This window comes from Bradyrhizobium sp. AUGA SZCCT0160 (assembly GCF_018130105.1).
In the GTDB taxonomy this organism is placed as follows: Bacteria; Pseudomonadota; Alphaproteobacteria; order Rhizobiales; family Xanthobacteraceae; genus Bradyrhizobium.
Genome location: NZ_JAFCMD010000012.1, coordinates 124,102 through 149,506, shown reverse-complemented (window position 1 = coordinate 149,506; position 25,405 = coordinate 124,102). Strand labels below are relative to the sequence as shown.

Here is a 25,405-nt window from a genome sequence, read left to right as displayed (position 1 = left end):
CATGACATTCCTCTACAAGGCGAATGCAACCCGCGGCCTCGAATGGGCCCGCCATTTTGCGGCGCGCGCCCCGGAGCTGCCGTTCCGGCTCTGGCCTGATATCGGCGATCCCGCAGAGGTACGCTATCTCGCGGTATGGAGCCCGCCGGAAAACATCGCCACAACCTTCCGCAATCTCGAACTCGTCTTCTCGGTCGGGGCAGGGGTCGATCAATTCGATTTCTCGCAGCTCCCGCCTCATGTTCCGCTCATCCGCATGCTGGAGCCCGGCATTGCGGAAGGCATGGTTGAATATGCCACCATGGCCGTGCTCGCACTGCATCGCGATCTCGTGCACCTCATCGCCCAGCAGCGCCAGCAGATCTGGCGCGAGATCCGGATCACGCCGGCGGCGAAACGGCGTGTTGGCGTGATGGGCCTCGGCCTGCTCGGTCAGGCGGTGCTTGAACGGCTCAAACTATTCGGCTTTCCGCTTGCGGGGTGGAACCGCTCCCCACGCACCATAGAGGGTGTCACTTGTTATGCGGGCCGGGAGACATTGCTGGATTTTTTGGCGCAGACCGACATCCTTCTCTGCCTGCTGCCGCTGACCGATGAAACCCGCGGCATCCTGAATATGAGTCTGTTCGAGGCACTGCCGCACGGTGCTCAACTCGTCAATGTCGGGCGGGGCGGGCATCTGGTCGAGGCAGACCTGATTGCGGCGCTGGAGCGCGGCCTGTTGTCGTCGGCCGTTCTTGACGTCGCCGAACAGGAACCGCTGCCGGCGGGCCATCCGTTCTGGAACCATCCGCGCATTCTCCTCACACCACATATCGCAAGCATGACGACGCCGGAAACGGCGGTCGAATTCGTGCTCGATACCATCGGTCGCCACCGCCGCGGTGAAATCTTGCCGGGGCGTGTCGATCGTGACCGCGGCTACTGAAACCGTGCATTGAAAGCTTCAGGATGAGTATTGGCCCAAGCGGACTTGACCATCTCGCCACCGGCGTGAAGCCGGCCCAGGCAGCGGGTTCGCCGGTGCTGTCGATCGCGGGTCTGACCACCTCGTTCATCCGCGACGGGCAATGGATTCCCGTCGTCCGGAACGTGTCGTTCGACGTTGCCGCGAAGGAGACTGTGGCGATCGTCGGGGAATCTGGCTCGGGCAAGAGCGTCACCGCGCTCTCCATCATGCGGCTCATTCCGCAGGAGAGCGGCCGCATCGTGGGCAGCATCAAGCTCGCGGGTCGCGATCTCCTGACGCTGCCCGAACAGACCATGCAGGATGTGCGCGGCAACGAAGTTGCCATGATCTTCCAGGAACCGATGACCAGCCTCAATCCGGTGCTGACCATCGGCTTCCAGATCGCCGAAGCGCTGATCTACCATCGGGGCATGTCGCGCGCGGCGGCCGAGGCCGAAACCGTTCGCCTGCTCGAGAGGGTCCGCATCCCGGCGGCGAAGTCGCGTTTCCATGAACATCCCCATCGCTTCTCCGGCGGCATGCGCCAGCGCGTGATGATCGCCATGGCGCTGGCCTGCAGGCCGAAGCTGCTCATCGCCGACGAGCCGACCACCGCGCTCGACGTCACGATCCAGGCGCAGATCCTCGAACTCCTCAAGGTTCTGCAGGAAGAAGAGGATATGTCGATCCTCTTCATCACGCATGACATGGGAGTGGTGGCCGAGATCGCGGACCGCACCGTGGTGATGTATGACGGCCAGGCGGTGGAAGCCGACAGCACCGCACGGATCTTCGCCGCGCCTTCGCATCCTTATACCCGCGCGCTTCTCTCCGCTGTGCCGCGTCTCGGCTCCATGGAAGGGCGGGCGCGGCCGATGCGATTTCCGATCGTCGACAAGGTAACGGGAACGTCGGATGAACCGACGGAGACGCCCGATACGGTCGCCGCATCAGAACGGCCGGTGCTCGACGTCGCCAACCTGACCACGCGGTTTCCGATCCGCTCCGGCCTGTTCGGCAAAGTCTCGGGCCGCGTCCATGCGGTGGAGAACATATCCTTCAGCGTGCACGCCGGCGAAACACTGGCGCTTGTCGGTGAGTCCGGCTGCGGCAAGTCGACGACGGGTCGGTCCATCCTCAAGCTCGTCGAGCCGGACAGCGGCTCCGTGCGGGTCGATGGCGAGGATGTCCTCGGCATGGGCGCCTGGGCTCTGCGTGCGTTGCGCAAGCGCATGCAGATCGTCTTCCAGGATCCGTTCGCGAGCCTCAATCCGCGCATGTCGGTCGGCTCGGCGGTCGCCGCGCCGCTCTATGCCCATGGACTGGCTTCTTCGTCGCAGGCGCGCGACAAGGTTGCCGATCTATTGGTTCGCGTCGGACTGACGGCGGATATGGCGTCGCGCTTTCCGCACGAGTTCTCCGGCGGGCAACGCCAGCGCATCTGCATCGCCCGCGCGTTGGCGCTCGGGCCCAGGCTGATCATTGCCGACGAGGCGGTCTCGGCGCTCGACGTCTCGGTCAAGGCGCAGGTGGTCAATCTGATGCTCGACCTTCAGGCGAGCATGGGCCTGGCCTATCTCTTCATCTCCCATGACATCGCGGTGGTCGAGCGGATGAGCCACCGTGTCGCTGTCATGTATCTCGGCGAAATTGTCGAGATCGGACCCCGCGCTGCGGTGTTCGGGAATCCGCAGCATCCCTATACCAGGAAGCTGATGGCGGCCGTACCGATCCCCGATCCTGCGCGCCGCGCCGAGAAGCGCGGTGTATCCAACGACGAAATCAAAAGTCCCGTGCGCGCGCTCGACTACCAGCCTCCGGTCCGCCAGTACCGCGAGGTCACACCGGGCCACGTCGTCCAAGTTTGGGACGAAGAATGGTCGGGCTAACTGGTATCCCGAATCGCTTGTGAGCGCGCCTGCTCAGCCCTTCACCATATCTCCGAGCAAGTTCGCCGCCACCGTCAGCTTCGCGAGCGTCAGGCCGCTGGCCACAATCTCCTCGACCGAGCGGCGAATGCGCGTCGCTTCAGGATGAGCCGCCAGCCAGCTCCCGGCGGCCTCCTGGCCGCATTGGCCGGTTGCCAGCATGTCCGCAGCCAGCCTTCTTTCGGCGGCTGCGATCTGGTCAATGGCGCGATCAATGGCGAGACGTTCGTAGTTATCGTTGGCCGGGACGCTGCGTGCCGCGGCGATAAGGCGATCGAGACGGAAATTAGCCTCGGCGGCGAAGAAGGTAGCGGCGGCGTCGCCGATGGTCCGGCTGGTGCGCTCCGCTACAGTCACGATATCCGGTGCCGAGACCAAGGCGTCGAGATCGGCGAACTCGCCTGCGACGTCGGCTGGGACGCCGGCATCGATCAGGTCCTGCCGTCGCTTGCCGCGCCCGGCCAGCAAGTCCTCCGGAAGGGTCTTGTCGAGCCCAGCGACGATCTCGCGGATGCTCGGGCCGAAGCGCGCGATGACCGGGTCCAGACCGGCCTTGAAATCGACGTTGCGCACATACCAGACCATCCGTGAGAGCAGGAGATCCTGAATCGCGGCGTAGAGGGTAAGTTGCAATTGCCCGTCGATGCGGGTGTCGAGCGCATCGATCGCGTCGTTCAGCCGCTTCAGACCGTAGGATTCATTCACCGCCACGAAGGCCATGACGATGGTCGACGCCTCGGCGTCCGTCTCGTCGATCAGGCGCACGACACATGCCGGGCCGCCGCGATTGATGACGGCATTGGCGAGACTGGTGGCGACAATCTCCCGCCGAAGGCGATGCTGTTCCACTGCAGCGGGGAATTTGTCCTTAACCTCGCGCGGGAAGTACTGAGACAATTCGCGGGCAAGATACGGATCGTCAGGCACGCTGGCGGCGAGCAGATCGTCGTAAAGCGTCAGCTTGGCGTAGGCAAGCAGCACGGCAAGTTCCGGCCGAGTCAGGGATTGGCCGCGCCGGGCGCGTTCGGCGATCGCCGCGTCGTCGGGCAGGAATTCCACAGCGCGGCTGAGAAGGCCGCGCTGCTCGAGCGACTGCATCAGGCGCGTGAGGAATCCGGTCTCTGCCAGGCCCTTGCGTTCGGCCAGCGAAAGCGCCAGCGTCTGCAGATAATTGTTACGTAGCACCAGGGCGCCGACCTCGTCGGTCATCGCGGCCAGCAGGCTGTTGCGGTCAGCCGCACTGAGGTGTCCCTCGCGCTCGGGGCGCGCCAGCGCGATCTTGATATTGACCTCGACGTCGGAGGTGTTCACGCCGGCCGAATTGTCGATCGCGTCGGTGTTGAGCCTGACGCCTTTCTGCGCAGCTTCGATGCGGCCGCGCTGGGTCACGCCAAGGTTGGCGCCCTCGCCGATCACCCGGGCACGGATATCGGCGCCGGTGACGCGGATCGGATCGTTGGCGCGATCGCCGACCTGATCGTCACTTTCCCCCGACGCGCGGATATAGCTGCCGATGCCGCCAAACCAGAGCAGGTCGACGCGCGCTTTCAGGATCGCCGTCATCACCTCGAACGGCGTGGCTTGCGGCTTGTCGAGATCAAGCAGGCTGCGTACTTCCGGGGCGAGCGCAATGGCCTTGAGAGAGCGCGAGAACACGCCGCCGCCTTGCGAGATCAGCCCCTTGTTGTAATCCTGCCAGCTCGACCGCGGCAGGTTGAACATGCGCAGGCGTTCGGCGTGGCTGACGGCCGGGTCGGGCGAGGGATCGATGAAGATGTCGCGGTGATCGAAAGCCGCGACCAGCCTGGTCGCCGGCGACAGCAGCATACCATTGCCGAACACATCGCCGGACATGTCGCCCACGCCGGCGGCGGTGAACGGCATGGTCTGAATGTCGGTGCCGAGCTCGCGGAAGTGGCGCTTCACCGCTTCCCAGGCGCCGCGCGCCGTGATCCCCATCTTCTTGTGATCATAGCCCTGGCTGCCGCCGGAGGCGAAGGCATCGCCGAGCCAATGGTTCTTCTCGGTCGAGATCGCGTTGGCGATGTCGGAAAAGGTGGCGGTGCCCTTGTCGGCGGCGACGACGAGGTAGGGGTCGTCGCCGTCATGCCGCACGGTGGAGTCGGGCGACACGATGTCGTCGCCGTCGAGATTGTCGGTGAGTTCGAGCATGGAGCGAATGAAGATGCGATAGGCTTCGGTGCCTTCGGCCATGAAGGCGTCGCGATTGGAGGGCGGCGGCAGGCGCTTGGGCACGAAGCCGCCCTTGGCGCCGACCGGCACGATCACGGCGTTCTTGACCTGCTGGGCCTTGACCAGGCCGAGGATCTCGGTGCGGAAGTCTTGCGGCCGGTCAGACCAGCGCAACCCGCCGCGCGCGACCTTGCCGAAGCGCAGATGAATACCTTCGACACGCGGCGAATAGACGAAGATCTCGTAGAGCGGCCGCGGGGCCGGCAGGTCCTCGATCTTGCGCGCGTCGAACTTGAACGAGATTACCGGACGCGGATGTCCGTCCTGGCCGATCTGCCACAGATTGGTGCGGATGGCTGCCTGCACCAGATTGGTGAAGCGGCGCAGGATGCGGTCTTCGTCGAGCGAAGCGACGGATTTGAGCTGCTCCTCGATCTCGGTGAGGAGGGTCGCCTCACGTGCCGAGCGCTCGGCGTCGGTGGCGGCGAGGCGCGGATCGAGGCGGGCCTGGAACAGCGCGACCATGCTGGCGGTGATCGCGGTGTTCCTGCGCAAGGTCTCCCACATGTAGTCCTGGCTGAACGGCGCGCGGATCTGGTGCAGGTAGCGGGAGAGCGCGCGGATGGTCGAAACCTCGCGCCAGCTCAGGGCCGTACGCAGGATGAGGGCGTTGTATCCGTCGGATTCGGCCCGATCGCCGACCACCGCCATGATCGAGGCTTCCAGACGATGGCCGAATTCCGAGCTGATCACGATCGGCTTGCCGTCGTTGGCCTCGATCGTCATGTCGTGCAGCCATACCGGCGCCGGCGCCGGCATGGCGCGAGGCACGATTTGATAGGTGCGCTCGTTGACGACGCGCAGGCCGTGATGTTCGATCACCGGCACCCGGTACGACAGCGACAGGGGCGCGCCAAGCGAGAAGACCTTGAGACCGAAGCGCGTTGGATCGTCTTCGCCCTCGATGTGGTGGGCCGAAATCGCCACCGGTCGCGCCGGGGTGAGCTTTTCGATGGTGGCGATATCGGCAATCGCCTGCGAGGTGCCGAAGGCCTCGGTGTAGCCGCCAGTGAAGGCCTGGGCGTAACGGTTGGCGAGCATGCGCGCTCGCATGCCGTCGGTGGAGGCGGCGAGCGCCGCCTTCAGCTTGTCGCCCCAGGTCGCGGCGATGGTGCTGATCTCGGCTTCCAGCGCAGCGCGCTCGACGACAGGCGTTTTGCCGTCATAGCGCCCGATGATGTAGTGGACGCGCGCAAGCGATCCCTCGGGGAAGGAAGCGTACGAGGCCGCCAAGCGCCCCTTGTAGACCTGCGCCAGGAAGTCCCCGACGCGCGTGCGCACATCGGTGTCATATTTCTCGCGCGGGATGAAGACGAGGATGGAGACGAAACGGTCGAACTTGTCGGCCCGTGCCAGCGCCCGCACGCGGGGACGCTCATAGAGCGTCAGGACTTCCATGACGAAATTGTAGAGCGTTTTGGCATCGAGCTGGAAGAGCTCGTCGCGTGGATAATCTTCGAGGATATGCAGGACCGCCTTGCCTGAGTGACTGGCTGGGTCGAAGCCGGCGCGCTGCAGCACCTGTTCGACCTTGTGGCGGACATAGGGGATCTGCCGCGCCGAGCGGGTATAGGCACCCGAGGTGAACAGGCCGACGAGGCGCAACTCGCCCTCGAGCCGCCCGTCGGACGCATAGAGCTTGATGCCGACATAATCCATGCGGACACGCCGATGAACACGGCTGTTCACATTCGCCTTGACCACCATCAGAACGGTCGGCTCGCGCATGAATTCGCGGATTTCCGGCGTCATGACCACCATTTCGGCGCCGCGGCGAAGAACCTTCACATCGGGATCACGCAGGATGCCGAGGCCTTCGCCGGTGCTGATGTCGTCCGGCGCATCGGCGTCGGGCGAGAATCGATATTCGCGCAAGCCCAGGAAGGTGAAATTGTCGGCGCAAAGCCATTGCAGGAACTGGTTGGCTTCGGCGACCTCGTCGATCGGCAGCGGCGGCGGATTGGAGCGGAAGGTCATGATCGCCTGCTCGACCCGGGCGCGCATGGCCCGCCAGTCGCCGACGCAGGCGCGCACGTCGTTGAGCGTCCTGGTCATGCCCTCGATCAGTTTCTGGCGGTCGGCATCGGCGTCCAGGCGCGCGATGTGGAAATGAATCAGGCTTTCGCGTTCGCCCTTTGCTCCCTCGGGCAGCGCTTCGCCGTGGAAATGCTCCAGCTTGCCTTGGTCGTTGCGCTCCACGGCGATGATCGGGTGGGCGACCAGCGTGACCTCGATGCCCCGCTCCGCGAGCTCCGCCATGGTGGAATCGAACAGGAAGGGCATGTTGTCGTTGAGAACTTCGAGCACGGAAATCTCGCGCCCGTCGGGCATCATCGGATTGACGACACGGATGTCGGCACGGCCCGTCGTGCGTTGCTGCACATGCTCCCAGGCCTGTTCCGCCAGGAAGGCCAGGGAGGCCGCATCGTAGTTGGCGAGGTCCTCGAGATTGGTATGGCCGAACAGATGCTCGGCAAAGGATCGGGGCGCCTTGCCTGGCTGCACGTTACCCGCAGCTTCGCGGATCAGGGTCGCCCGGGCCTTGTCGTCACGCCACGACGCCATAAGGTCCTCCATTTCTCTCGCCGTCTGACCGCAGCCGCGATCGTTCGCTGGATTCTGGAGTGCATCTCTTTGGGCGCATCGCTTTGGCCGGGATTGATCGCGTACGCGCAATCCTCGGTCTCGGAGCCTCAGCAGCCCTTGATGATTATGCCATCAAATCTCGAGAAACGCATCTTCAGTATGCGTTTCAGCCGGCTTCGAGAGGGCTTGACTTACTGGCAGGTAGGTTATCGGAGGTCGGGAAAAGTCACCCGCCGCGGCGAATTCGCGCAGCCTTGCTGATCGGCGAGGCCGAATCTTGCGCGGTTGATCGAGGCTCCGCCGGTGGCAGTAAGCTCACCGGCGGTCGTAGACGATGGCAAGGGTCAGGCCGCTTTGGTTTTCGATTTCGCCACGTGGGTAGCGATCGCATCCATCAGCGGCGGCGACAGGCAATCATAGGGCTCGAGCCCGAGCTCCGTGAGGCGGGCTCTGATCCCCGCCATGTCCGACGGAGCGACGCCGGCTTCGATCACGGACGATACAAACGCGGCAAACCCTGGTGCCGCCGAACCGGCTTCCTGGAATAGTTCGGGGTGGATGAAGTCGAGGCCGTAGAACGGATGTCCCTTGTTCTCGATCCGGCCGTACATATGCGTGCCGCAGGCCTTGCAGGCGTGGCGTTGGATCGCCGCCGACGCATCGACGATTTGCAGCTTGTCGCCGTTTTCCAGCACCGACACATTCTCGCGCGGCACGACCGCCACCACCGAGAAGGTTGCCCCTGCCGGCTTCCAGCATTTGGTGCAGCCGCAGGCGTGGTTGTGGGCGACATCGCCCTTGATGCCGACCTTGACCGCCTTGTCCGAGCACTTGCAGACAAGGGTGCCGCCGGCAAAGCTGCCCGATCCCTTCTTGACGCCGCTGTCGACCGATGGGTGGATGTGAACAGTCATGGGCCTATCCTCCTTATGTTTGACGTTCTTTGGCTTTAGAAAACGACGACCGAGCGGATCGACTTGCCCTCGTGCATCAGATCGAAGCCCTTGTTGATCTCTTCCAGCGTGAGGACGTGGGTGATCATCGGGTCGATCTCGATCTTTCCGTTCATGTACCAGTCAACGATCTTCGGGACATCGGTACGGCCGCGCGCGCCGCCGAACGCAGTGCCTTTCCACACCCGGCCGGTCACCAGCTGGAACGGCCGGGTCGCGATTTCCTTGCCGGATTCCGCCACCCCGATCACGACAGAGACGCCCCAGCCGCGATGGCACGCCTCGAGCGCCTGGCGCATCACTGTCGTGTTGCCGGTGCAGTCGAAGGTGTAGTCGGCGCCGCCGTCGGTGAGCGTAACGAGATGCGCAACGATATCGCCGCCGACCTTGGTCGGATTGACGAAATGGGTCATGCCAAAGCGGCGACCCCATGCTTCCTTGCTGTCGTTGATGTCGACTCCGATGATCTTGTCGGCGCCGACCATTTTGGCCCCCTGAATCACGTTGAGCCCGATTCCGCCAAGTCCGAACACCACCACATTGGCGCCCGGCGTGACCTTGGCGGTGTTGACCACCGCGCCGACCCCGGTCGTCACACCGCAGCCGATGTAGCAACTCTTGTCGAACGGAGCGTCTTCGCGGATCTTTGCCAGCGCAATTTCCGGCAGCACGGTAAAGTTCGAAAACGTCGAGCAGCCCATGTAGTGGAAGACGGGCTTGCCCTTGTAGCTGAACCGCGACGTGCCGTCGGGCATCACGCCCTTGCCCTGCGTGGCGCGTATCGAGGTGCAGAGGTTGGTCTTGCCGCTCAGACAGCTCTTGCACTGGCGGCATTCGGGCGTGTAAAGCGGGATCACATGGTCGCCCGGCTTCAGTGACGTGACCCCCGCGCCGACCTCGCGAACGATGCCGGCGCCCTCATGGCCGAGGATCGACGGAAAGATTCCCTCGCTGTCGAAACCGTCAAGCGTATAGGCGTCGGTGTGGCAAATCCCGGTCGCCTTGATCTCGACAAGGACCTCACCAGCCTTCGGCCCGTCGAGGTCGACCTCGACGATTTCGAGCGGCTTTTTTGCTTCGAAAGCCACAGCTGCGCGCGTCTTCATTCTCAACTCCACTTTTCGTCTTGAGGGCGCTGCAAGGACACCTGTCCCCCGCGCTCACTCCGGATGATCATTTCCTGCCCATGCAAGAATTCTCCGCCTCGGTGTAGGCGTCAGGCTTGTCTTCTTTCTTGGCAGGACGCACGCGCCCGACCGCGTCATTGGCGCGGGCGCGCAGATAGATGTAGAGGTCGTCCATGTAGCAGGCGACGTTCGGATTATCGCCGAGCGCCGGCATCACGTTCTCCTGCGACGAACTCACGTTCTTGCGGCCGCTCGCGACAACGCCGACGAAGTCTCCGTAGCTCATGGTCTTGACCGAATCGGTGAGGGCTGGGGCGTAGGTCGATCCCATCCCGTCGGGGCCATGGCAGACATGGCATTCCGAGTGATAGCGGCGGTATCCGGAGTAGGTGTACCAATCCACCGTGCCGTCAGGGGCGACCTTGAAGGTCGGAGTGCCTTCCTTGTCGAAGTACTTTCCGTCCTCGGACTTGACGGCAGTCGGATCGACCGCGTCTGCAGCGAGGGTAATTCCGCCAGATACCGCGAAGATCATTGCGGCGCCCACAAACCAGATTTTACGCAAGAGATTGTCCTCGGGATTCGTTGGGAAGTGCTCCGGCGCATGGAGCCAGTCCATGCGCCGGAACGTAGATGGTTCGGCTTACTGCGGCAGGGCGAATACGGTCAGTGATCCGCCGAGTGCCGTGTAGTTGCTCAGGGCGGCGTAGCCGCCGACCGCGCCGAGACCAGCGGTCGGATCGGTCAGACCGGCCGCAAGGCCGATGCCCGCCCAACCACCGACGCCGGACAGAACTGCGATATACTGCCGGCCGCCCTGCTCATAGGTCGTGACGTTGCCGATGATGCCGGACGGGGTCCTGAACTTGTAGAGTTCCTTGCCCGTCTTGGCATCGACTGCCTTGAGGTAGCCTTCGAGCGTTCCGTAGAACACCACGCCGCCGGCGGTGGCGAGCGCACCGGACCACACCGAGAACTGCTCCTTGTTCGACCACACGATCTTGCCGGTCTTGTTGTCCCAGGCAATGAAGTTGCCCATGTGGGATTCGCCGGGAGGTGGATACATCGAGAGCGTCGCCCCGACATAGGGCTGGCCTGCGGTGTAGCTCACCTTGAACGGCTCATAGTCCATGCAGACGTGGTTGGTCGGCACATAGAACAGCTGGGTGTCCGGCGAGTAGGCTGCCGGCTGCTCGTCCTTGGTGCCGAGCGCGGCCGGGCAGATGCCCTTGGTATTCTTGTCCTCGCCGGTCTGTTCCGTCGAATATTGGGCGACGACCTTGGGGCGGCCGTAGGTCGGCGAGCTCTTGTTCATGTCGACGCCGGTGGTCCAGTTGACCTTCGGGTCGTACTTCTCGGCCACCAGCAATTCACCGTTGACGCGGTCCATCGTATAGGCGAGCCCGTTGCGGTCGAAATGGGTGAGAAGCTTGCGCTCCGTGCCATTGATCTGCTGATCGCTCAGGATCATTTCGTTGACGCCGTCATAGTCCCATTCGTCATGGGGCGTCATCTGATAGACCCAGCGGGCCATCCCGGTGTCGGCATTGCGGGCAAAAATGGTCATCGACCATTTGTTGTCGCCCGGGCGCTGCTTCGGGTTCCAGGTCGAGGGATTTCCCGAGCCGTAGTAGACCATGTTGAGCGCGGGGTCATAGGACAGCCAGCCCCATGTGCAGCCGCCACCGATCTTCCACTGGTCGCCCTGCCAGGTCTTGATGCTGGAATCCTTGCCGATCGGCTTGCCGAGATCGGTCGTCTTCTCGGGGTCGACCAGGAGCTGATCGTCCGGCCCTTCGGAGTACGCCCGCCACACCTGCTTGCCTGACTTGATGTCGTAGGCGGTGACGTGACACTGCACGCCGAACTCGCCGCCGGAAATGCCAATCAGGACCTTGTCCTTGATGACGAGGGGTGCGGAAGTGCCGGTAGCGCCCTTGCCGGGATCGCCGTTCTTTACCGACCACTCAACCTTGCCGGTCTTGGCATCGAGAGCGACCAGCGTGGTGTCGGCCTGGTGCAGGAAGATCTTGCCGTCGCCATAGGCCACGCCACGGTTGACGGTGTCGCAGCACATCACCGGAATGACGTTCGGATCCTGCTTCGGCTCGTACTTCCAGACGATCTGTTGGTCCTTGGATAGGTCAAGGGCATAGACCTTGTTTGGGAACGGCGTGTGGACATACATCATGTTGCCGATGATGAGCGGTCCGCCTTCGTGGCCACGCAGCACGCCGGTCGAGAAGGTCCAGGCGACCTGGAGCTTGCCGACATTGGCCGCCGTGATCTGGTTGAGTTTCGAGTAGCGCGTATTGGCGTAGTCGCCTGCCGGCATCACCCAATCCTTCGGGTTCTGCGACATTTTGATCAATTCCTCGTTGGCTACGGCGCTGCCCACGGCGAACGCCGCCATGGAACCAAGACAAGTTGCAACTAGCAGTCTGCGCATTGCGTCCTCCCACTGATGAAGCCCAGGTACCGCCGAGGCGGCCCACTTTTTCGATTTTGTCCCGTATCTTTATCCCGTTCGGGAATGGGAAACTTGCCCAAGAGGGAAGGGCATTTGCTCCAAAGCGAACCTTGGCGAGATTTCTGTTTTCCTGCCGAATCGCTGTGGGGGTTGCCACACATAAGGCAGCGGTTTGGGCTGCCACTGTGCGGCGCACTACGACGGATGTCGCACGATCGAGGCGAACCTTCCCCTTGACGGCGCAGAAACTAAGTCGGAGGATTGTCAAGTGGATGCCGGGACATACGTTGCTTAGGCAACAACGACCGTTCTAAATTGAGGTAAATCAAACTTCACCGTGACCGAGTCTTCCGCGGCAACAGTTACGTTTCTCGAATCGGTGGCTGGAAATGGTTGATACGGTCCACTCGCTTACCACTTCGGGATTGTCGCCGAAGAAGCAGATCCAGTGCTGGTCGGATGCACTGACGGATCTTTGTGGCCAATTTGACATAGATCCGTTGAAGGCTTCGTCGCTCGAAGCGCGTGTCAATTACACGACGGTCTCAAAGCTGAAGCTCTGTCAGATCGAGGTCAGCCAGCATCGCATCGCGCACACCGTGTCCCGTTCAAAAGCCAGCGAGCATCCCTACGTCAAGATATTGTTTCAGACGCACGGCGTTTCCTATTTCGAGCAGGAGGGCCGGCGCATCGAGCTGATGCCCGGCGATTGTCTTGCCTACGATGTATCCTGTCCGCATACGATCGTCAGTCCGGCGCTGACGCGGCATGAAGTCGTCATTGTGCCGAAGGCGCTGCTGCAGGAGCGCGGCTTCCATACGGCGCGGATGTCGGCGTGCAAGCTCTCGGCGCGCACCGGCACCGGCCGCATTGCCTATGACTTCGTTCATGCCGCATTTGACCAGGCTGCGAGACTGTCACCGAACAACGCGGTCGTCGTCGCCGATTCGCTGATCGATCTGTTGCTGTTGCCGCTGCGCGAGGCGGACACGAGTTTCGATCGCGGCGGCCCCGAGGCGATGTATATTCGCGCCCAGGCCTTCATCCGCGAACATCTGCGCGATCCTGATCTGTGCATCGATCAGATTTCCGCGGCGCTGGGCTGCACCAAGCGTTATCTGCACATGCTGTTCAGCGACCGGGGCATGACCGTCAGCGACTATATCTGGCAGGCACGGTTGCAGAACTGCCGCCACGAACTGGAGACGCACGGCGGCAAGACCGTCACGGATGTCGCATTTTCATGGGGCTTTTCGAGTTCGTCCCACTTCAGCCGGGTCTTCCGCAGGTATTTCGGCATTGTTCCGTCTTCGATCCAGAAGGCGCAGCACAGCAGCCCGGCTCCAGACGCTTCCTAGGCGCGCCCTCCCTTAACCCCGCAACGGTCACGTGTTCTGCCACGTCCAGACGGCGGCGTGTGAGCGCTTGATCAACCCATCGGAACATGCGGGCAGACGCTTGGCCGTGGCTGCGACCCACGCTTGTCGATCGGCACATTGCAATTGTCGATCCGCTGCTCATCCATCCATTTCCTGCCGAGACGCTCCTTGCCGGTCAGTGTCGCAGGCGGGTTTGCTGAATCCGGTGTCGGCTGCCCGAGTCGCGAATTGTCCTGGGCGTCGGCCGCTGGCCCTGGGCAGACGGCGAGAAAGATCGCGAGCGTTCCGCAGATCAATGGTCGCATGTGAAATCGCCTCGCAATTTGTTGGCACTGATCGGAACATGAGGTGCGCCCGATTAAACAATAGCGAGATTCGACCCGCCACCCGGAACCCGTGGCCTTCGAACCGGTTGCTCCTCCGTCCTGACGTGCCGGGGCGCGCGGCAGGTCCAAGGAGGATCAGATGAACACGAAACGACTCATTCTCGCGGCTTGCTCGATCGCTGTTTTGAGCATCAGCACCGCAATGGCAGGCCCGTGCGACACCACCGGTCGCGCCGCAAATCTGAAGGACGCGGGTTCCGGACCCGCATCGGTTGGCAGTGGCCAGACCACCGGCAAGGCTTCCGACACCAGGGAACACGCGGCAACCAGCACGATGAATCGTGCAACCGACGATGTTGCAGCGTCTTCGCAGGACACACAAAAGCAGATGCAAGGTCAGCCGACGGCCGCGCAGGAGGCCCAAGGCGCCAAGCCTGACGGCCAGACCGCGAAAGCCGATGAGGACTGCTAAACGCGCCGACGGCTGAAACATGCGCCGCATTGAACAGCCTTCAGGGCCCGTCCTTCGGTGGAAGAATCGGAGCGGGCAGCGGTGCGAATTCGATATTGCCGGCTTCACCGGTCAGGAACGATAGATCGAGCGGACCGCCGCTCATCGGATCGCCGCCCGGTGCGGCCGTCGGGCGAAGCGTCGAGACATCGGCGGGACCTTCCGGCGCGGGTTGCCCATTGCCGGATCCATAATCGGCCGCGCGTCCGCCCTGCGGATGGCCTTTCATGATCTCGTCGCGCGCCGCGGTTACCTTGTGCGCGAGTGCCGCGGAATAGGGCAGGCGATGGGCCCGCGGCTGACCGTTCGGAAGATTGGCGGCATCGAGTTCCTCGATCCAGATATGCACCGCACCGGGATCGCGATCGAGCGGATTCGGCTCGACAACCCGCGCCCACAACAACTGGAACTGCGACGGCAGCGGTGCGGGCGCCGACCAGCCGGCCAGGCCTTCGATGCGGAAGAACGCCACGCAGTAGTAGACGCTGGTGACAAGCACGGCCGCTGCCTTGAGCTGCCAGGAGACGTGGGCGCGCACCACAAAGATCAGCAACAACGCCGCCAGCAGCGCGTAGGCAATCGACAGACCCACGATTTCCCTCTGCAGTTCCATGGTCAGCCACTCTTGCTGAGCCGGTTGCGCAGCGTCTGCAGCAGCGATTTCTCGTGATGGTTGACATCGACGATGCCGCCGCTGGCGTCGATCGAAAAGCGGACGGCGGTGCGTTCGGTGCCCGCGCTTTGCATCATCATCTTGTCGTAGTGGACGACCTGAACCGTTGGATTGAGCTTCTCGACCTTCACCGAGACCGGCACGGGTTCGCGGCCCATCGCGATAAAATGATAGATATTCACGGTGTATTCGCCGGCGACGATGCCGCGGATGCTGACCGTCTCCTGGCGGATCGGCGACAGGACCTTGCGGCCGTTGACCAGAATGAAATCGTTGACGCCGCCACGATCATCACGGTCGAGCAGCATGAATCCAGCCTCGCGCCGCCGATACCAAACCATATTGCCAAGCGGGTCCTGAACGAACATGTCGAAGTCATCAGGATGCTGGTCGGGCCAGGCCATCGTGACGAGGAATTCCGCCTTGCTGTCGATCTTGCCATCCTTTGCCTCGGGCGCGATGGCCAGCAATGCGACGAAGAACAGGAAGGCAAGGACCTGCAGCGCCTTGAACAGCATGACCGCGAACGGATCGAATGGTTCCTCCTGCGGCATGAGGTCATATTCGTCGATCATTCCGCGGCCTCAGGCCTGTTCTCCAGGATCGAAACCACGCGGACTTCCGTCAGCCCGACGGCGAATGCAAACAGCTTCGCGGTCGCGTCGTCGAGCATGTAGTACTGGATCCTGACGAGGATGGAACCGACGAGACCGGCGAGCGTCGTGTACATGGCGACCGCCATGCCGTCGCTCATCAGATTCATCGAAGACCTGACCGTGCTGCGGTCGCTGGGATCTAACCCCGCAATTGGCGCCAGCATCATGATGAATCCGATGATCGTGCCGAGCAGGCCCAGCTTCATCAGCGTGTCACTGGCGAAGGCGCCAAACTGGTTGGAGCCGCGTAGCCGGCTGGCCAGTCCGCGCAGCAGCAGCGTCTGATCGAGCTTGCGGGATCCCTGCAGGCGTGCCTTGACGGCAAGGTCACGAATGTGGGCCGCGACCAGGCCGGTTGGAAGCAGGCCGGCGCCTTCGACGACGACGGCGTCGCCGTCAAGATCAAGGCGACCCGATCCAGATGCGATCAACGCGCCGGTGCGGCGCGCCGCATCGCCCTCGCGCGCAATCACGATCGTGCGCCACAGGCAATGCAGCGACGTCGCAACATAGAGCAGCGCGATGATCGGCGAGAGATAGGTGCGATCGCCAGCGATCATCTGCCGAATGAGGCCGAAGCGCCACAACAGAAAGAACGCAAAAATCCACAGCCCGGTGAAGACCAGCCATCGCAACAGAGGCCCGCGGTCACCAAAAGAATCAAGATCGCCACTCGCCGTTGGCATCCGGACACCTCGACCCAAGAACCTGGACCCAAGAACCTCGACCCAAGAGAACACCAGCCTTCCACATGTCGCATGGGCAGGCAAACCGAATTCGTCAAGTGGTGTTCAAGCTTCCGTTGGGCACGAGGTCTTTCACGGCCCGTGCGCTATTGCGCTCATGTCGCGTAGCGAGCCGGTGTTCCGATTTGTCTAGGAGCGAAGTGACTTTGTCCGAGAGAGAAATATTGGCGGCCAGGTGCGGCACTCCAGCGTTGTGCGTCGATGTTCCGTACTTGCGCTGCGTCCGGGGCCGCCCTAGGTTCTGCTCCGGCGTGAACGTCGCGCCAGACTAGTTGGGAGGACCCCGAATGACTTGGAAGACTCCGAAAATTGTCGAAGTGTCGGTGGGCATGGAAATCAACATGTACGCCTGCGCATCGCGCAAATAGACTGCATCGAAACGATCTGCCCGGCTCTGGCTGCATTCTGTTGCTCGAGCCGTGGCAGGCGTCCGGTTCAAGATCTGGTCCGGCTCGAGATTTAGTCCGGCGCGAGAATTAGTCCGGTTCAGTATCTCAGAACATCGCCTCGCGAAATTACGCAGCACCCAGCTCCCTTTGCATTGATCGGCTTGCGTCAGGCTTCCTGCAGAAGAAGCTTGCCATTTGATCTTCCCTGACGGGGGCGCCCTCGCGCCGGCACCGGGTGCCATGATCCGGAATTCCGGGAATACGCCTTTCGATTCCTTGGCCGCAGCCATCTGCGCCATGCTAGGGTGCCGGCAGTGACGCCTCGTTCATTCCCGTCGTTTTCATTCCTGTGGCTCGTGGATGCCAATTCGTTCGAACACCTGCCGGGCGGTATTCGTCTGTCTCGCCGTGCTGCTTCCGGGTGGTGTTTGCGCGGAGGGCATTGATACCGAGCATCTGTTCGGCTTCATGATCGGCACGGATATCGGCACTGTCGGCGAGCGCGAGCTGCAGAGCGAGACCACCGGACGATTTTCCAAGAATGGCGGAAAGTATCGCGCGATCGGGCAGGAATTCGAATTGGAGTTCGTGCCTGCCAAAAATGTTCGGGTGGAGTTGGGAACCAGCTTTGCGTCCCATTACATCCGCGGCGTTCCAGGCCTGGAGGATCGGCGCCAATTATCATGGGAAGGCGTTTCCTTGGACCTGCGCTACCGGTTTCTCGATCGGGACGCGGCGCCCTTTGGCTTTACCGTCGCGGTAGAAGGCCACGGCAGCCGCATTGACGAGACCACGGCGGCGGCGGTGCGAAGTTATGGGGCGGGACTGGCGCTGGCGTTCGACCGCGAAATAATTCCGAACGTCGCCGTCGCTGCACTCAATCTGATCTACCAGCCGGAATGGACGCGCGTTGTCGGCACCGGAGCCGCGGACCAGGAATCAACCATCGGCGCTGCGCTCGCCTTGATGGTGCAAACACGTCCGGGCTTCTTTCTCGGCGGCGAAGCCCGCTACCTCAGGCAGTATGAAGGGATCGGATTGAAGGAATTCGAAAGCCAGGCGCTGTTTGTCGGGCCCACCGCCTATTTTCAATTGTCGCCGCGCTCACGATTGACCGCGGCCTGGAGCGTTCAGGCATGGGGGCGTCCGGCCGGATCGAATGCGGCGCTCGATCTCGTCAACTTCGAACGCCATCACGCGCGGCTGATTTTCGGCGTTAACTTTTGAGCCTGTGCGGCTGGCTCGAGGTCGCCGGGAACCGGATTTTCACGGTGTGGTGAAACTTTGCTCTGCCTGATACGTAGCTGTTTGTGTTATCTATTCAACGCACTAGCTCTGGGATCTCAGGCATGAATGCGATCGACCTGGTACTGACCGTGTGTGCCGTGCTGTCGCCGGCCACCTGCGAAGAGCGGCATCTGGTGTTTTCATCGGATGTTTCTCCGCGGCAATGCGTCATGGCTGCGCAACCCTATATCGCGCAATGGGTCGGCGAGCATCCGAAATGGACCGCGGTCAAGTGGCGCTGCGAATATCCGCACCACAACGACCGGGCGGACAAGGGCGAAGTGACGCCCGCAGGCTGAAGCCATCCTGTCAGGCCGCAAGGGCTACTTGTTGCAGTCCTTTAGATCCTTGTCGGCAATCGAAAATACGGCATCCGCCTTGATCTCGATGTCCCTCACAAGGCACTGCCGCGCGTCGGGATAACTTACCTTGGCATCGTATTGTCCCGGCTCCACGCCCGTGATGCGAAGGCGTTCGTCGTGGTCGACCTCCTTGTCCTTGTCGTTCAGGGTCAGGTTAGGTCCCCAGGTGTCTTTCCCGACCGGCGACAGCTGGAAACCCGATATTGTCGAGGTGGTCAGGTTCCAGAGCCGGATGCCCTTGCCCTTGCTCTGCGCGGCGAGTTCGCCGGCGCCCGCCAACAACAGCACGACCAAGGCCAGTATCCATCGCATTATGAGATCCTCCCGCGGCAAGCCTCAAGCGCTTCCTACCTTATCAGACGTTTCCGGTTTTTCGCCGTCTCGAAAGTTTTTGGTGCTTTTCAATCTCGCTGAATCACATCGAGCAACTATGAGGCATCCCGCCCGGTGAGACCGCCGTTGATCCGCTGCATGATGTCCGACTTGATCGCCGCGATCTCGGCGTCGCCCCGCGCGCGACGCGGCGTGCGGATGGGCAGATCGGCGACAACCCGGGCCGGGCGCGGCGACAGCAGAAACAAGCGGTCGCCGAGGCGGGCCGCATCGTCCACGTCATGGGTCACCAGCAGCGTCATCACGGAACGGCCGTCGACCAGCATGGCAATCTGATCGCGCAGGCGCGCGGCGAGGGCGCCATCGAGCGAGGCCAGCGGCTCGTCGAGAATGAGGAAATCCGGCTCGATGGCGAACGCGCGCGCGAGCGCGACGCGCCGGGCAAGGCCGAGCGATAATTCGCCGGGAAAATGCTTGCGATGCTCGTTCAGCTCCAGAATTTCGAACAGCGCCGAAAGCTTCGTTTCGTCGGCCAGGGGTGCGACAAGCCGCACGTTTTCCTCGACCGATCGCCACGGCAGCAGCCGCGGTTCCTGGAATACGATGCCGATGCGCGCGCCGGCCGGACGCACCACGCGTCCCTGAAAGTCGTGGTCGAGGCCGGCGAGAATCCTCAGCATGGTACTCTTGCCGCAGCCGGATGGACCGACCAAAACGCCGACCTCTCCGGCATCGAGCGCAAAGGCCACGCCGGCGATCACGTCGTGCTGTTCGCCCGCCGCGTTCCTGAACTTCTTGCTGGCTATATCGACGTCAAGCCGCACGGGGGCGCCACCGGGATAGCCGGGCCTCAAATGGCTGCACCAACACGGTTTCGATGACGAGCACGACCGCCGCGAAGCTCAGTGAGTAGGCGAGCAAAAGCGGGATGTCGAACAATTGGAACGCCACGCCAATCTCGAAGCCAACGCCGTTCGGGCGTCCAAGCAGTTCCGCAACTAGGACGATCTTCCAGACCAGAGAAAGGCCCGATCGCGCAGCGGCCGCGATATAGGGCGCCAGTTGCGGCAATATGACGTGCCGGAACGTCCTTGAGCGCGGCAATGCAAATACTGTCGCCATTTCGTCGAGCGCCGCGTCGAGTGCCCGCGCGCCCTCGCGTAACGTCACGACGGCGGTCGGCAGCTTGTTGATGGCAATTGCCGCAATGGCGGCGATTTCCGTCAATCCGGCCCAGATATAGGCGAGCACGATGACCACGAGCGCGGGTAGATTGAGCAGCAGGATCAGCCAGGGGTCGCCCAGCCGGTCGGCAAGCCGCACTCGGCCCATCAGGTAGCCGATGGCGGAACCCAGCGACATCGCCAGGGTGAAGGCGAGCGCCACGCGCGCCAATGTCACGCCGAGATTGAGGAACAAGTCACCCGACTTCGCCTCCGCAAGCATGGCCGCGAGGACGGTGGGCGGAGGCGGCAGCTTCGCGTCGCCGGCGAGCAACGAGGCGATCCACCAGGTCGCGAAGAACACGGCGAATGACAGCAGACGCGGCACCTCAGTCTCCCGGGATGGCGTGATAGAATGTGCCGGAAGCAAGCTCTGGCGCCGCCCCGACGAGTTCGCGGCCACCGATGTCTGCCAATACGCGATAGAGGGTGCGCGCGTCGGCCTCCTCGTCGGCAATCGGGCGACGTGGAATTCCCTCCCGATAGCGATCGCGATAGACGCGGAGCGTTGCGGCATCGCCTGCGCCGGTCAGCGGCGCAATTTTCTCCCACTCGGCATCCGAGGTCGACAGGATCTCCTTCGCCATGCGGGTCATGGCGATAAAGCGGGCCACTTTGTCCTGGTTGGCGTTCGCCCATGCTTCGTCGAAGACGTAGCCGATCATCGCGGTGCGGCCTGTGGCGCCAAGTTTCGGCAGCAGATCCTCGACGCCGGCGACGCGGCGGAAGCCTTTCGCTTCCAGCACGGCGCAGAAATTCCAGTAGTTCATGGTGGCGTCCATTTCCCCGCTGAGCGTCTTTGCCGTCAGCAGCGGCGGCGCGCCGTAAGCGATGGTCGCCTCCGACTTCAGGTCGATGCCGCCCCGTTTCAGCCACGCCTGCAACAGCAGCCAGTTCTTGTCGATCGGGCCGCCGGCAACGGCGAGCTTGCGGCCCTTGAGATCGGCCAAGGTCTGGATCGGCGACGCGGCCGGCACCATGACGGCGCCGAGCGCGCTTGAATAGGGATAGAATGTCAGCTTGGCGCCAAGTGTACGTTCGCGCGATACCCACAACCAGTCGGAGACGATGATATCGGCGTTGCCGGCGCGTAGCGCGATCTTGCCTGCCTCCGGGCTCGCGAGTTCGACAACCCCGACGGAGAGGTTGGCCTGCTTGTCGAGACCATGGGCGCGGATCACGGCAAGTTCCCAGGCGAATGTTCCGGTTTTTTGCACCGCAACCCGCACGGTCTCAGCGCTGTAGCATGCACCGACCTGCGCAAAGGCCAAAATAACCGCAGCCAGCAGCATTCGAATGCAAATTGTCATGGTGAGCCGTTTCCGCGCGCATCTTTTCTTGAGGACTGTCATAGCATAGCTTCCACGCTTCGTAGCGGGAGGAAGATCATGGCAGCTGTCGGATCGGTACGACGTATTGTCGCCGCGTTGTCAGCGTTGACGGCGATGGTAACGATGGCGCGGGCCGCAGACATCAACGACTATCCGACCTCGGCGCGCGCCGAATACGTCTTTGGTTGTCTCAAGGCGAATGGCGAGACGCGGCAGGCGATCGAACAATGCTCCTGCTCGATCGATATCATCGCATCGATCATCCCTTACGAGCGCTATGTCTCGGCCGAAACCGTCCTCAGCATGGCGCAGCACCGGGGCAATCTGGGCGGGCAGTTCCGCACTTCAGAGCAGGCGGCGAGCGCGCTCAATGATCTCAGGCGCGCACAGGCCGAAGCGGAGGTGCGATGTTTCTAGACGTGGTCGCGATGTGCTGGCGGGATCGCCGCGTCGCGTCAAGTGCCTGAATCGTCGACCTTCCATTCCTTCTGGAAGACGTGGCCTTCGGTATCCCTGGCTTCGGCCCGGAACCGCTTGGCGCCATTCGAAACATAGGTAAAGCGGATATTGGGGTCTTCCGAAATCGAGATGCCGCCTTCCATCGCCAGCACCAGACTATCGTCCTGCCACAGCCGCAACTGGTCGACGAAGAAGGCCGGGATGTAGAGCTGGGTCACCTGATCCATCTGCAGGCCGGAATGGCTGGGATGACCGATCATGATCTGCGCCTCGCGGGTGGCGCTGGCGGGACCCTGGCCAAGCCCTTGACTAGCAGGTCCTTCACCGGCACGCGCGAATTGCCGGTATCGCATCAGCCCCAGGCGGCTTTTGGCATCGTCGGCGACCTTGGTGGCCGGTGCGGAGCAGCCGCCGGAGGCCTTCACGTAGGTCTTCGTCATATAGAGCTTGCCGTCGCTCAGTTCGGCCACGGCATGAACATCGGTGTAGTTGTTGACGCGCACACGCGTCGAGATTTCCGTCACATTGGCGTCCGGTCCCAGTTCGAACTTTGCCGCCATCGGCGCCGGATTCTGGTCGATCACCAGCGTGATCCTCACGACGCGGCGGCTGTCGCCAGGCGGGAGCTTGGTGCGCAGGGTGACGGGAACGATCGCCGCATCCTCGGCGCGGTACGGCATCTCGATGGCGATCACGTCTGCGCCGTCGTTCATCGGGCGATTGTTGAAGATGTCCTGGACCAGTCCGGGCCACGGATCGTTGGCCGCAGGCGCAACGCGCGCGTCGACGAGCATGACGCTCAGGAGGCTGGCGATGCAGAGCAGGTGAAAACGACGTCCGGGCATGGCGGCACCCCTTCGCTGGGATGGAACGTAGCGCCGCCAGTATACGTCATAGGGCAGGCTATTCCCATTCAATTTCCGAAAATGCAGTTGTTGCATTGCGTGCATTGTAGTCGTCGAACAGTTGCCATCGCGGTCGTTCGCTGGCCGCGGCGGTGTCGGCGGCGACCGTGATCGGAGCGCCACGGGCGACCAGCTTGCGAACATCCGCCGCCAGCGTTTCCAGGTAGCGGCGTTGGTCGGCGAGGGCGCCCGGCCATTCGCTCACAGGTCCGTGACCGGGAATCACGCGTTGCGCGGAAAGCGCGCCGAGTTCGTCGATCACGGCGAGCCATCCGCGAATACTGCCGTCCAGCACCGGAATGTGGCCAATGAACAGCAGGTCGCCGGCGAACAGGGTTTTGGTCCGCTCGTCGAGCACGGTGACGTCGTTGTCGCTGTGCGCGGCCGGCCACGACTTCAAGCTCAAAATCCGCGCCCCGAGATCGAGCTTGACGGTGCCATCGACAAGGAGCGTGGGCGGTATCATGCGCACCCCATCCAGGGACTGCGCACCCATGATCCGGCGAAATGCATCGAGATAGAATGCTCCCCGCGCCGCCAGCGCGCGCGGCAGGTTCCGATGACCGACGAACTCGGTTCCATCGCCTGCGAACGCGGCGCCGCCAAAAACATGATCAGGATGGCCGTGTGTGTAGATGACATAGCGGATCGGTTTACCGGTTCGTGCACGGATCGCCGTGAGCAGCCGCTGACCCTCGCGAACGCTTCCCCCGGTGTCGATCACCGCCACCGCGCTCTCCCCGATGATGAATCCTATGTTCGCGGTCGCGCCGTCGTTCTCGCCCGTCATCAGCGCGGTCTGGCCCTGGTGCACAAATATTCCGGGAGCGACTTCGCTCACAGGCAATTCTTGCTGCTGGGCCTGCGCTAGGGTGGACGTCGCGAAAACCACGAGTAAGGCAAGAATCGAAACGCCATGAGTCATGTTTCTGCCTCAGTCTCGTCCGGAAGCGATTTCGATCGCCGGGGGTTCCGTCGAGTTGGTTTTGCGTCGCAGCATGCAACGCAAATCCAGCACGGGGATATTCCTGTTGCACGCTCTGGCACGCTGAGCAATTGATGGATAGCGGGCGTTCGATCAAGAAGGGAATGCATGATGACAGATTGGGGACAACGCCGCCGCTTGCTGGTCTCGCTCCTGGCGATCACAGCAATATTCGCTGGTCGCGACATCGCCGGAGCCCAGACCAACGACAGCACCGACCTGTCCATCGAGCTTATCGATCCCAAGGTGCTGAGGGTTTGCGCTGACCCGCGCAATTTGCCGTTCTCGAACGACAAGGGTGAGGGAATCGAAAACAAGCTCGGCGAGCTGTTCGCCGAAAAGCTGCAGAAAAAGCTGGACTATGCTTACTATCCGCAAGCGGCCGGCTTTGTCCGGATGACGCTTGCCGCTCATCGTTGCGACGTCATCATGGGTTATCCGCAAGGCGACGACCTGGTGCAGGGCACCAATCCCTATTACCGGACCGCTTACGCGCTGGTGGTGAGGCAGGGCAGCGGCCTTGACGAGGTCGCAACGCTGGCGGACGCGCGTCTGAAAGGCAAGCATATCGGCATCGTTGCCGGCACGCCGCCCGCCACCAACATGACCGCCAATGGTTTGATGGCGGAAGCCAAGTCCTATCCGCTGATGGTCGATACGCGGATCGATTCATCGGCGGAAGTCATGATCAGGGATCTGACGTCGGGGAAGATCGACGCCGCCATTCTGTGGGGACCGCTCGCCGGTTATTACGCCGGGAAGGCGAACCCGCCGCTTCATGTCACGCCGCTCGTCAAGGAAACCACGGGACCTCGGCTCGTCTATCGCATCGGCATGGGCGTCCGGCCGGCCGACCAGAACTGGAAGCGGATGCTCAATCGTCTGATCCAGGAGAACCAGCCGGCCATCAACAGGATACTGCTCGACTTCGGCGTTCCCTTGCTCGACGAGAATGACCGGCCGATCGGCGCGGAGACGGCGAAAAAGTCGCCGTGATACGAAGGCTGGCGTGCGTGGTCGTTGCGACCCTTGCCCTCGCAGCCAACGTTCTCGCGCAGCAGAATGTGCCGGAGCCGGACGGCTACCGCACGGATAATTATCGCGCGGCTGTTCCTGCGTCCCTCGCCGGCGTACGCGTCCTTACGACGGCAGAGGCCGAAGCGATTTGGCGCGCCGGCAGCGGTGTTTTTATCGATGTGCTGCCGCGTGCGCCGAAGCCGCCAAATCTTCCCGCCGGCACGGTCTGGCGTGACAAGCCGCGGCTCAACATCCCCGGCAGCATCTGGTTGCCCGATACGGGGTACGGCAAACTGGCAGAGCCAACCGAGGCCTATCTGCGGCGCGGGCTCGAGCGGGTGTCTCATGGCAACAAGGCCGCGCTGCTGGTGATCTACTGTCAGGAAAATTGCTGGATGTCGTGGAACGCTGCGAAACGGGTCCTGTCCTACGGCTATCCCAATGTGGCCTGGTACCCGGACGGAACCGAAGGATGGGAGAACGCCAACCTGCCAGTCGTTGAATCACAGCCTGAGCCCAGAACGGATGAGAATGGGAGCAGATGAGGGGCTTGCGAC

The 25,405-nt window shown here is 62.6% G+C and carries 25 protein-coding genes; 10 read left to right on the top strand and 15 right to left on the bottom strand.

Going from position 1 to position 25,405, the window contains the following annotated elements; translation table 11 throughout:
• Position 1: 1 nt before the first annotated feature.
• Together JQ558_RS20365 and JQ558_RS20360 are read left to right on the top strand one after the other, a co-directional pair.
• The gene (locus tag JQ558_RS20365) at positions 2–928 is read left to right on the top strand and encodes a glyoxylate/hydroxypyruvate reductase A (protein ID WP_212294695.1); all 927 of its coding nucleotides are present in this window, start codon (positions 2–4) and stop codon (positions 926–928) included.
• Positions 929–951: 23 nt separating this feature from the next.
• Entirely contained in the window at positions 952–2,838 is a 1,887-nt protein-coding gene (locus tag JQ558_RS20360) for an ABC transporter ATP-binding protein (RefSeq protein ID WP_212294694.1), read from the top strand.
• A 33-nt stretch (positions 2,839–2,871) separates the two neighbouring features.
• Here JQ558_RS20360 and JQ558_RS20355 read toward each other — a convergent pair whose 3' ends face one another.
• The 5 genes from JQ558_RS20355 to xoxF5 form a co-directional block, all read right to left on the bottom strand.
• Positions 2,872–7,707: an NAD-glutamate dehydrogenase gene (locus JQ558_RS20355; protein ID WP_212294693.1), complete on the bottom strand. Its 4,836-nt coding sequence runs from the start codon at positions 7,705–7,707 to the stop codon at positions 2,872–2,874.
• A gap of 353 nt (positions 7,708–8,060) precedes the next feature.
• Entirely contained in the window at positions 8,061–8,630 is a 570-nt protein-coding gene (gene gfa, locus JQ558_RS20350; RefSeq protein ID WP_212207740.1) for an S-(hydroxymethyl)glutathione synthase, read from the bottom strand.
• A gap of 35 nt (positions 8,631–8,665) precedes the next feature.
• Complete coding sequence (locus JQ558_RS20345) at positions 8,666–9,775, bottom strand: S-(hydroxymethyl)glutathione dehydrogenase/class III alcohol dehydrogenase (RefSeq protein WP_212207741.1); 1,110 nt, start codon at positions 9,773–9,775, stop codon at positions 8,666–8,668.
• Positions 9,776–9,842: 67 nt separating this feature from the next.
• Complete coding sequence (locus tag JQ558_RS20340; protein WP_212207821.1) at positions 9,843–10,331, bottom strand: c-type cytochrome, methanol metabolism-related; 489 nt, start codon at positions 10,329–10,331, stop codon at positions 9,843–9,845.
• A 108-nt stretch (positions 10,332–10,439) separates the two neighbouring features.
• Positions 10,440–12,245 (bottom strand): lanthanide-dependent methanol dehydrogenase XoxF5, encoded by a 1,806-nt coding sequence (xoxF5, locus tag JQ558_RS20335; RefSeq protein ID WP_212207742.1) that lies wholly within the window; start codon positions 12,243–12,245, stop codon positions 10,440–10,442.
• Between the two features lie 410 nt (positions 12,246–12,655).
• Between xoxF5 and JQ558_RS20330 the strand changes: the two genes are divergently transcribed.
• Positions 12,656–13,624 (top strand): helix-turn-helix domain-containing protein, encoded by a 969-nt coding sequence (locus tag JQ558_RS20330; RefSeq protein WP_212294692.1) that lies wholly within the window; start codon positions 12,656–12,658, stop codon positions 13,622–13,624.
• A 71-nt stretch (positions 13,625–13,695) separates the two neighbouring features.
• Here the strand turns inward: JQ558_RS20330 and JQ558_RS20325 are convergent, their stop codons facing one another.
• Positions 13,696–13,950, bottom strand: coding sequence for a hypothetical protein (locus tag JQ558_RS20325; RefSeq protein ID WP_212207828.1), 255 nt, complete (start codon positions 13,948–13,950; stop codon positions 13,696–13,698).
• A gap of 160 nt (positions 13,951–14,110) precedes the next feature.
• On the opposite strand from JQ558_RS20325, the gene JQ558_RS20320 reads away from it, so the two are divergent.
• Positions 14,111–14,443 (top strand): hypothetical protein, encoded by a 333-nt coding sequence (locus JQ558_RS20320; RefSeq protein ID WP_212207744.1) that lies wholly within the window; start codon positions 14,111–14,113, stop codon positions 14,441–14,443.
• 40 nt (positions 14,444–14,483) lie between these two features.
• Here JQ558_RS20320 and JQ558_RS20315 read toward each other — a convergent pair whose 3' ends face one another.
• From JQ558_RS20315 to JQ558_RS20305, 3 genes are read right to left on the bottom strand one after another with little or no spacing between them, the layout of a single operon-like run.
• The gene (locus JQ558_RS20315; protein WP_212294691.1) at positions 14,484–15,095 is read right to left on the bottom strand and encodes a hypothetical protein; all 612 of its coding nucleotides are present in this window, start codon (positions 15,093–15,095) and stop codon (positions 14,484–14,486) included.
• Between the two features lie 2 nt (positions 15,096–15,097).
• On the bottom strand, positions 15,098–15,730 hold the full coding sequence (locus JQ558_RS20310) for a hypothetical protein (RefSeq protein ID WP_212294690.1): 633 nt from the start codon (positions 15,728–15,730) through the stop codon (positions 15,098–15,100).
• Positions 15,727–16,497: a MotA/TolQ/ExbB proton channel family protein gene (locus tag JQ558_RS20305; protein WP_212271609.1), complete on the bottom strand. Its 771-nt coding sequence runs from the start codon at positions 16,495–16,497 to the stop codon at positions 15,727–15,729. Before JQ558_RS20305 ends, JQ558_RS20310 begins: the two co-directional genes overlap by 4 nt.
• 347 nt (positions 16,498–16,844) lie before the next feature.
• Between JQ558_RS20305 and pqqA the strand changes: the two genes are divergently transcribed.
• From pqqA to JQ558_RS20290, 3 genes are all read left to right on the top strand, one after another.
• A complete protein-coding gene (gene pqqA, locus JQ558_RS20300; protein WP_192736930.1) occupies positions 16,845–16,925 on the top strand; it encodes a pyrroloquinoline quinone precursor peptide PqqA in 81 nt (26 codons plus the stop codon).
• Positions 16,926–17,306: 381 nt separating this feature from the next.
• On the top strand, positions 17,307–18,173 hold the full coding sequence (locus JQ558_RS20295; RefSeq protein ID WP_212294689.1) for a hypothetical protein: 867 nt from the start codon (positions 17,307–17,309) through the stop codon (positions 18,171–18,173).
• Positions 18,174–18,295: 122 nt separating this feature from the next.
• Entirely contained in the window at positions 18,296–18,532 is a 237-nt protein-coding gene (locus JQ558_RS20290) for a hypothetical protein (RefSeq protein ID WP_192736678.1), read from the top strand.
• A gap of 24 nt (positions 18,533–18,556) precedes the next feature.
• Here the strand turns inward: JQ558_RS20290 and JQ558_RS20285 are convergent, their stop codons facing one another.
• From JQ558_RS20285 to JQ558_RS20270, 4 genes are all read right to left on the bottom strand, one after another.
• A complete protein-coding gene (locus tag JQ558_RS20285) occupies positions 18,557–18,907 on the bottom strand; it encodes a hypothetical protein (RefSeq protein ID WP_212207749.1) in 351 nt (116 codons plus the stop codon).
• Between the two features lie 116 nt (positions 18,908–19,023).
• Positions 19,024–19,752 carry an ABC transporter ATP-binding protein gene (locus JQ558_RS20280; protein ID WP_212271611.1) on the bottom strand — a complete coding sequence of 243 codons (729 nt, stop codon included), beginning with the start codon at positions 19,750–19,752 and terminating at the stop codon, positions 19,024–19,026.
• Positions 19,742–20,479 carry an ABC transporter permease subunit gene (locus tag JQ558_RS20275; protein WP_212207822.1) on the bottom strand — a complete coding sequence of 246 codons (738 nt, stop codon included), beginning with the start codon at positions 20,477–20,479 and terminating at the stop codon, positions 19,742–19,744. Before JQ558_RS20275 ends, JQ558_RS20280 begins: the two co-directional genes overlap by 11 nt.
• Position 20,480: 1 nt before the next feature.
• Entirely contained in the window at positions 20,481–21,443 is a 963-nt protein-coding gene (locus JQ558_RS20270) for an ABC transporter substrate-binding protein (RefSeq protein WP_409410553.1), read from the bottom strand.
• A gap of 96 nt (positions 21,444–21,539) precedes the next feature.
• On the opposite strand from JQ558_RS20270, the gene JQ558_RS20265 reads away from it, so the two are divergent.
• Entirely contained in the window at positions 21,540–21,899 is a 360-nt protein-coding gene (locus tag JQ558_RS20265; RefSeq protein WP_212207752.1) for a hypothetical protein, read from the top strand.
• A 38-nt stretch (positions 21,900–21,937) separates the two neighbouring features.
• Here the strand turns inward: JQ558_RS20265 and JQ558_RS20260 are convergent, their stop codons facing one another.
• Positions 21,938–22,786, bottom strand: a complete 849-nt coding sequence (locus JQ558_RS20260) for a quinoprotein dehydrogenase-associated SoxYZ-like carrier (RefSeq protein ID WP_212294687.1) — start codon at positions 22,784–22,786, stop codon at positions 21,938–21,940.
• Between the two features lie 58 nt (positions 22,787–22,844).
• Entirely contained in the window at positions 22,845–23,771 is a 927-nt protein-coding gene (locus JQ558_RS20255) for a quinoprotein relay system zinc metallohydrolase 2 (protein WP_212294686.1), read from the bottom strand.
• 171 nt (positions 23,772–23,942) lie between these two features.
• Between JQ558_RS20255 and JQ558_RS20250 the strand changes: the two genes are divergently transcribed.
• A complete protein-coding gene (locus JQ558_RS20250) occupies positions 23,943–24,827 on the top strand; it encodes a substrate-binding domain-containing protein (protein ID WP_212207823.1) in 885 nt (294 codons plus the stop codon).
• The gene (locus tag JQ558_RS20245; RefSeq protein WP_212294685.1) at positions 24,824–25,393 is read left to right on the top strand and encodes a PQQ-dependent catabolism-associated CXXCW motif protein; all 570 of its coding nucleotides are present in this window, start codon (positions 24,824–24,826) and stop codon (positions 25,391–25,393) included. The genes JQ558_RS20250 and JQ558_RS20245 overlap by 4 nt, the downstream gene beginning before the upstream one ends.
• The last annotated feature ends 12 nt before the right edge of the window (positions 25,394–25,405 follow it).

Coding starts and splice junctions, on each gene's coding strand:
- JQ558_RS20295 (WP_212294689.1), top strand. CDS start 17,307: ATGCCAATTCGTTCGAACACCTGCCGGGCGGTATTCGTCTGTCTCGCC.
- JQ558_RS20265 (WP_212207752.1), top strand. CDS start 21,540: ATGGCAGCTGTCGGATCGGTACGACGTATTGTCGCCGCGTTGTCAGCG.
- JQ558_RS20355 (WP_212294693.1), bottom strand. CDS start 7,707: ATGGAGGACCTTATGGCGTCGTGGCGTGACGACAAGGCCCGGGCGACC.
- gfa (WP_212207740.1), bottom strand. CDS start 8,630: ATGACTGTTCACATCCACCCATCGGTCGACAGCGGCGTCAAGAAGGGA.
- JQ558_RS20365 (WP_212294695.1), top strand. CDS start 2: ATGACATTCCTCTACAAGGCGAATGCAACCCGCGGCCTCGAATGGGCC.
- JQ558_RS20260 (WP_212294687.1), bottom strand. CDS start 22,786: ATGCCCGGACGTCGTTTTCACCTGCTCTGCATCGCCAGCCTCCTGAGC.
- JQ558_RS20285 (WP_212207749.1), bottom strand. CDS start 18,907: ATGCGATGGATACTGGCCTTGGTCGTGCTGTTGTTGGCGGGCGCCGGC.
- JQ558_RS20330 (WP_212294692.1), top strand. CDS start 12,656: ATGGTTGATACGGTCCACTCGCTTACCACTTCGGGATTGTCGCCGAAG.
- JQ558_RS20340 (WP_212207821.1), bottom strand. CDS start 10,331: ATGATCTTCGCGGTATCTGGCGGAATTACCCTCGCTGCAGACGCGGTC.
- JQ558_RS20345 (WP_212207741.1), bottom strand. CDS start 9,775: ATGAAGACGCGCGCAGCTGTGGCTTTCGAAGCAAAAAAGCCGCTCGAA.
- JQ558_RS20315 (WP_212294691.1), bottom strand. CDS start 15,095: ATGGAACTGCAGAGGGAAATCGTGGGTCTGTCGATTGCCTACGCGCTG.
- JQ558_RS20255 (WP_212294686.1), bottom strand. CDS start 23,771: ATGACTCATGGCGTTTCGATTCTTGCCTTACTCGTGGTTTTCGCGACG.
- JQ558_RS20290 (WP_192736678.1), top strand. CDS start 18,296: ATGAATGCGATCGACCTGGTACTGACCGTGTGTGCCGTGCTGTCGCCG.
- JQ558_RS20320 (WP_212207744.1), top strand. CDS start 14,111: ATGAACACGAAACGACTCATTCTCGCGGCTTGCTCGATCGCTGTTTTG.
- pqqA (WP_192736930.1), top strand. CDS start 16,845: ATGACTTGGAAGACTCCGAAAATTGTCGAAGTGTCGGTGGGCATGGAA.
- JQ558_RS20360 (WP_212294694.1), top strand. CDS start 952: ATGAGTATTGGCCCAAGCGGACTTGACCATCTCGCCACCGGCGTGAAG.
- JQ558_RS20325 (WP_212207828.1), bottom strand. CDS start 13,950: ATGCGACCATTGATCTGCGGAACGCTCGCGATCTTTCTCGCCGTCTGC.
- JQ558_RS20250 (WP_212207823.1), top strand. CDS start 23,943: ATGACAGATTGGGGACAACGCCGCCGCTTGCTGGTCTCGCTCCTGGCG.
- JQ558_RS20270 (WP_409410553.1), bottom strand. CDS start 21,443: ATGCTGCTGGCTGCGGTTATTTTGGCCTTTGCGCAGGTCGGTGCATGC.
- JQ558_RS20310 (WP_212294690.1), bottom strand. CDS start 15,730: ATGATCGACGAATATGACCTCATGCCGCAGGAGGAACCATTCGATCCG.
- xoxF5 (WP_212207742.1), bottom strand. CDS start 12,245: ATGCGCAGACTGCTAGTTGCAACTTGTCTTGGTTCCATGGCGGCGTTC.
- JQ558_RS20305 (WP_212271609.1), bottom strand. CDS start 16,497: ATGCCAACGGCGAGTGGCGATCTTGATTCTTTTGGTGACCGCGGGCCT.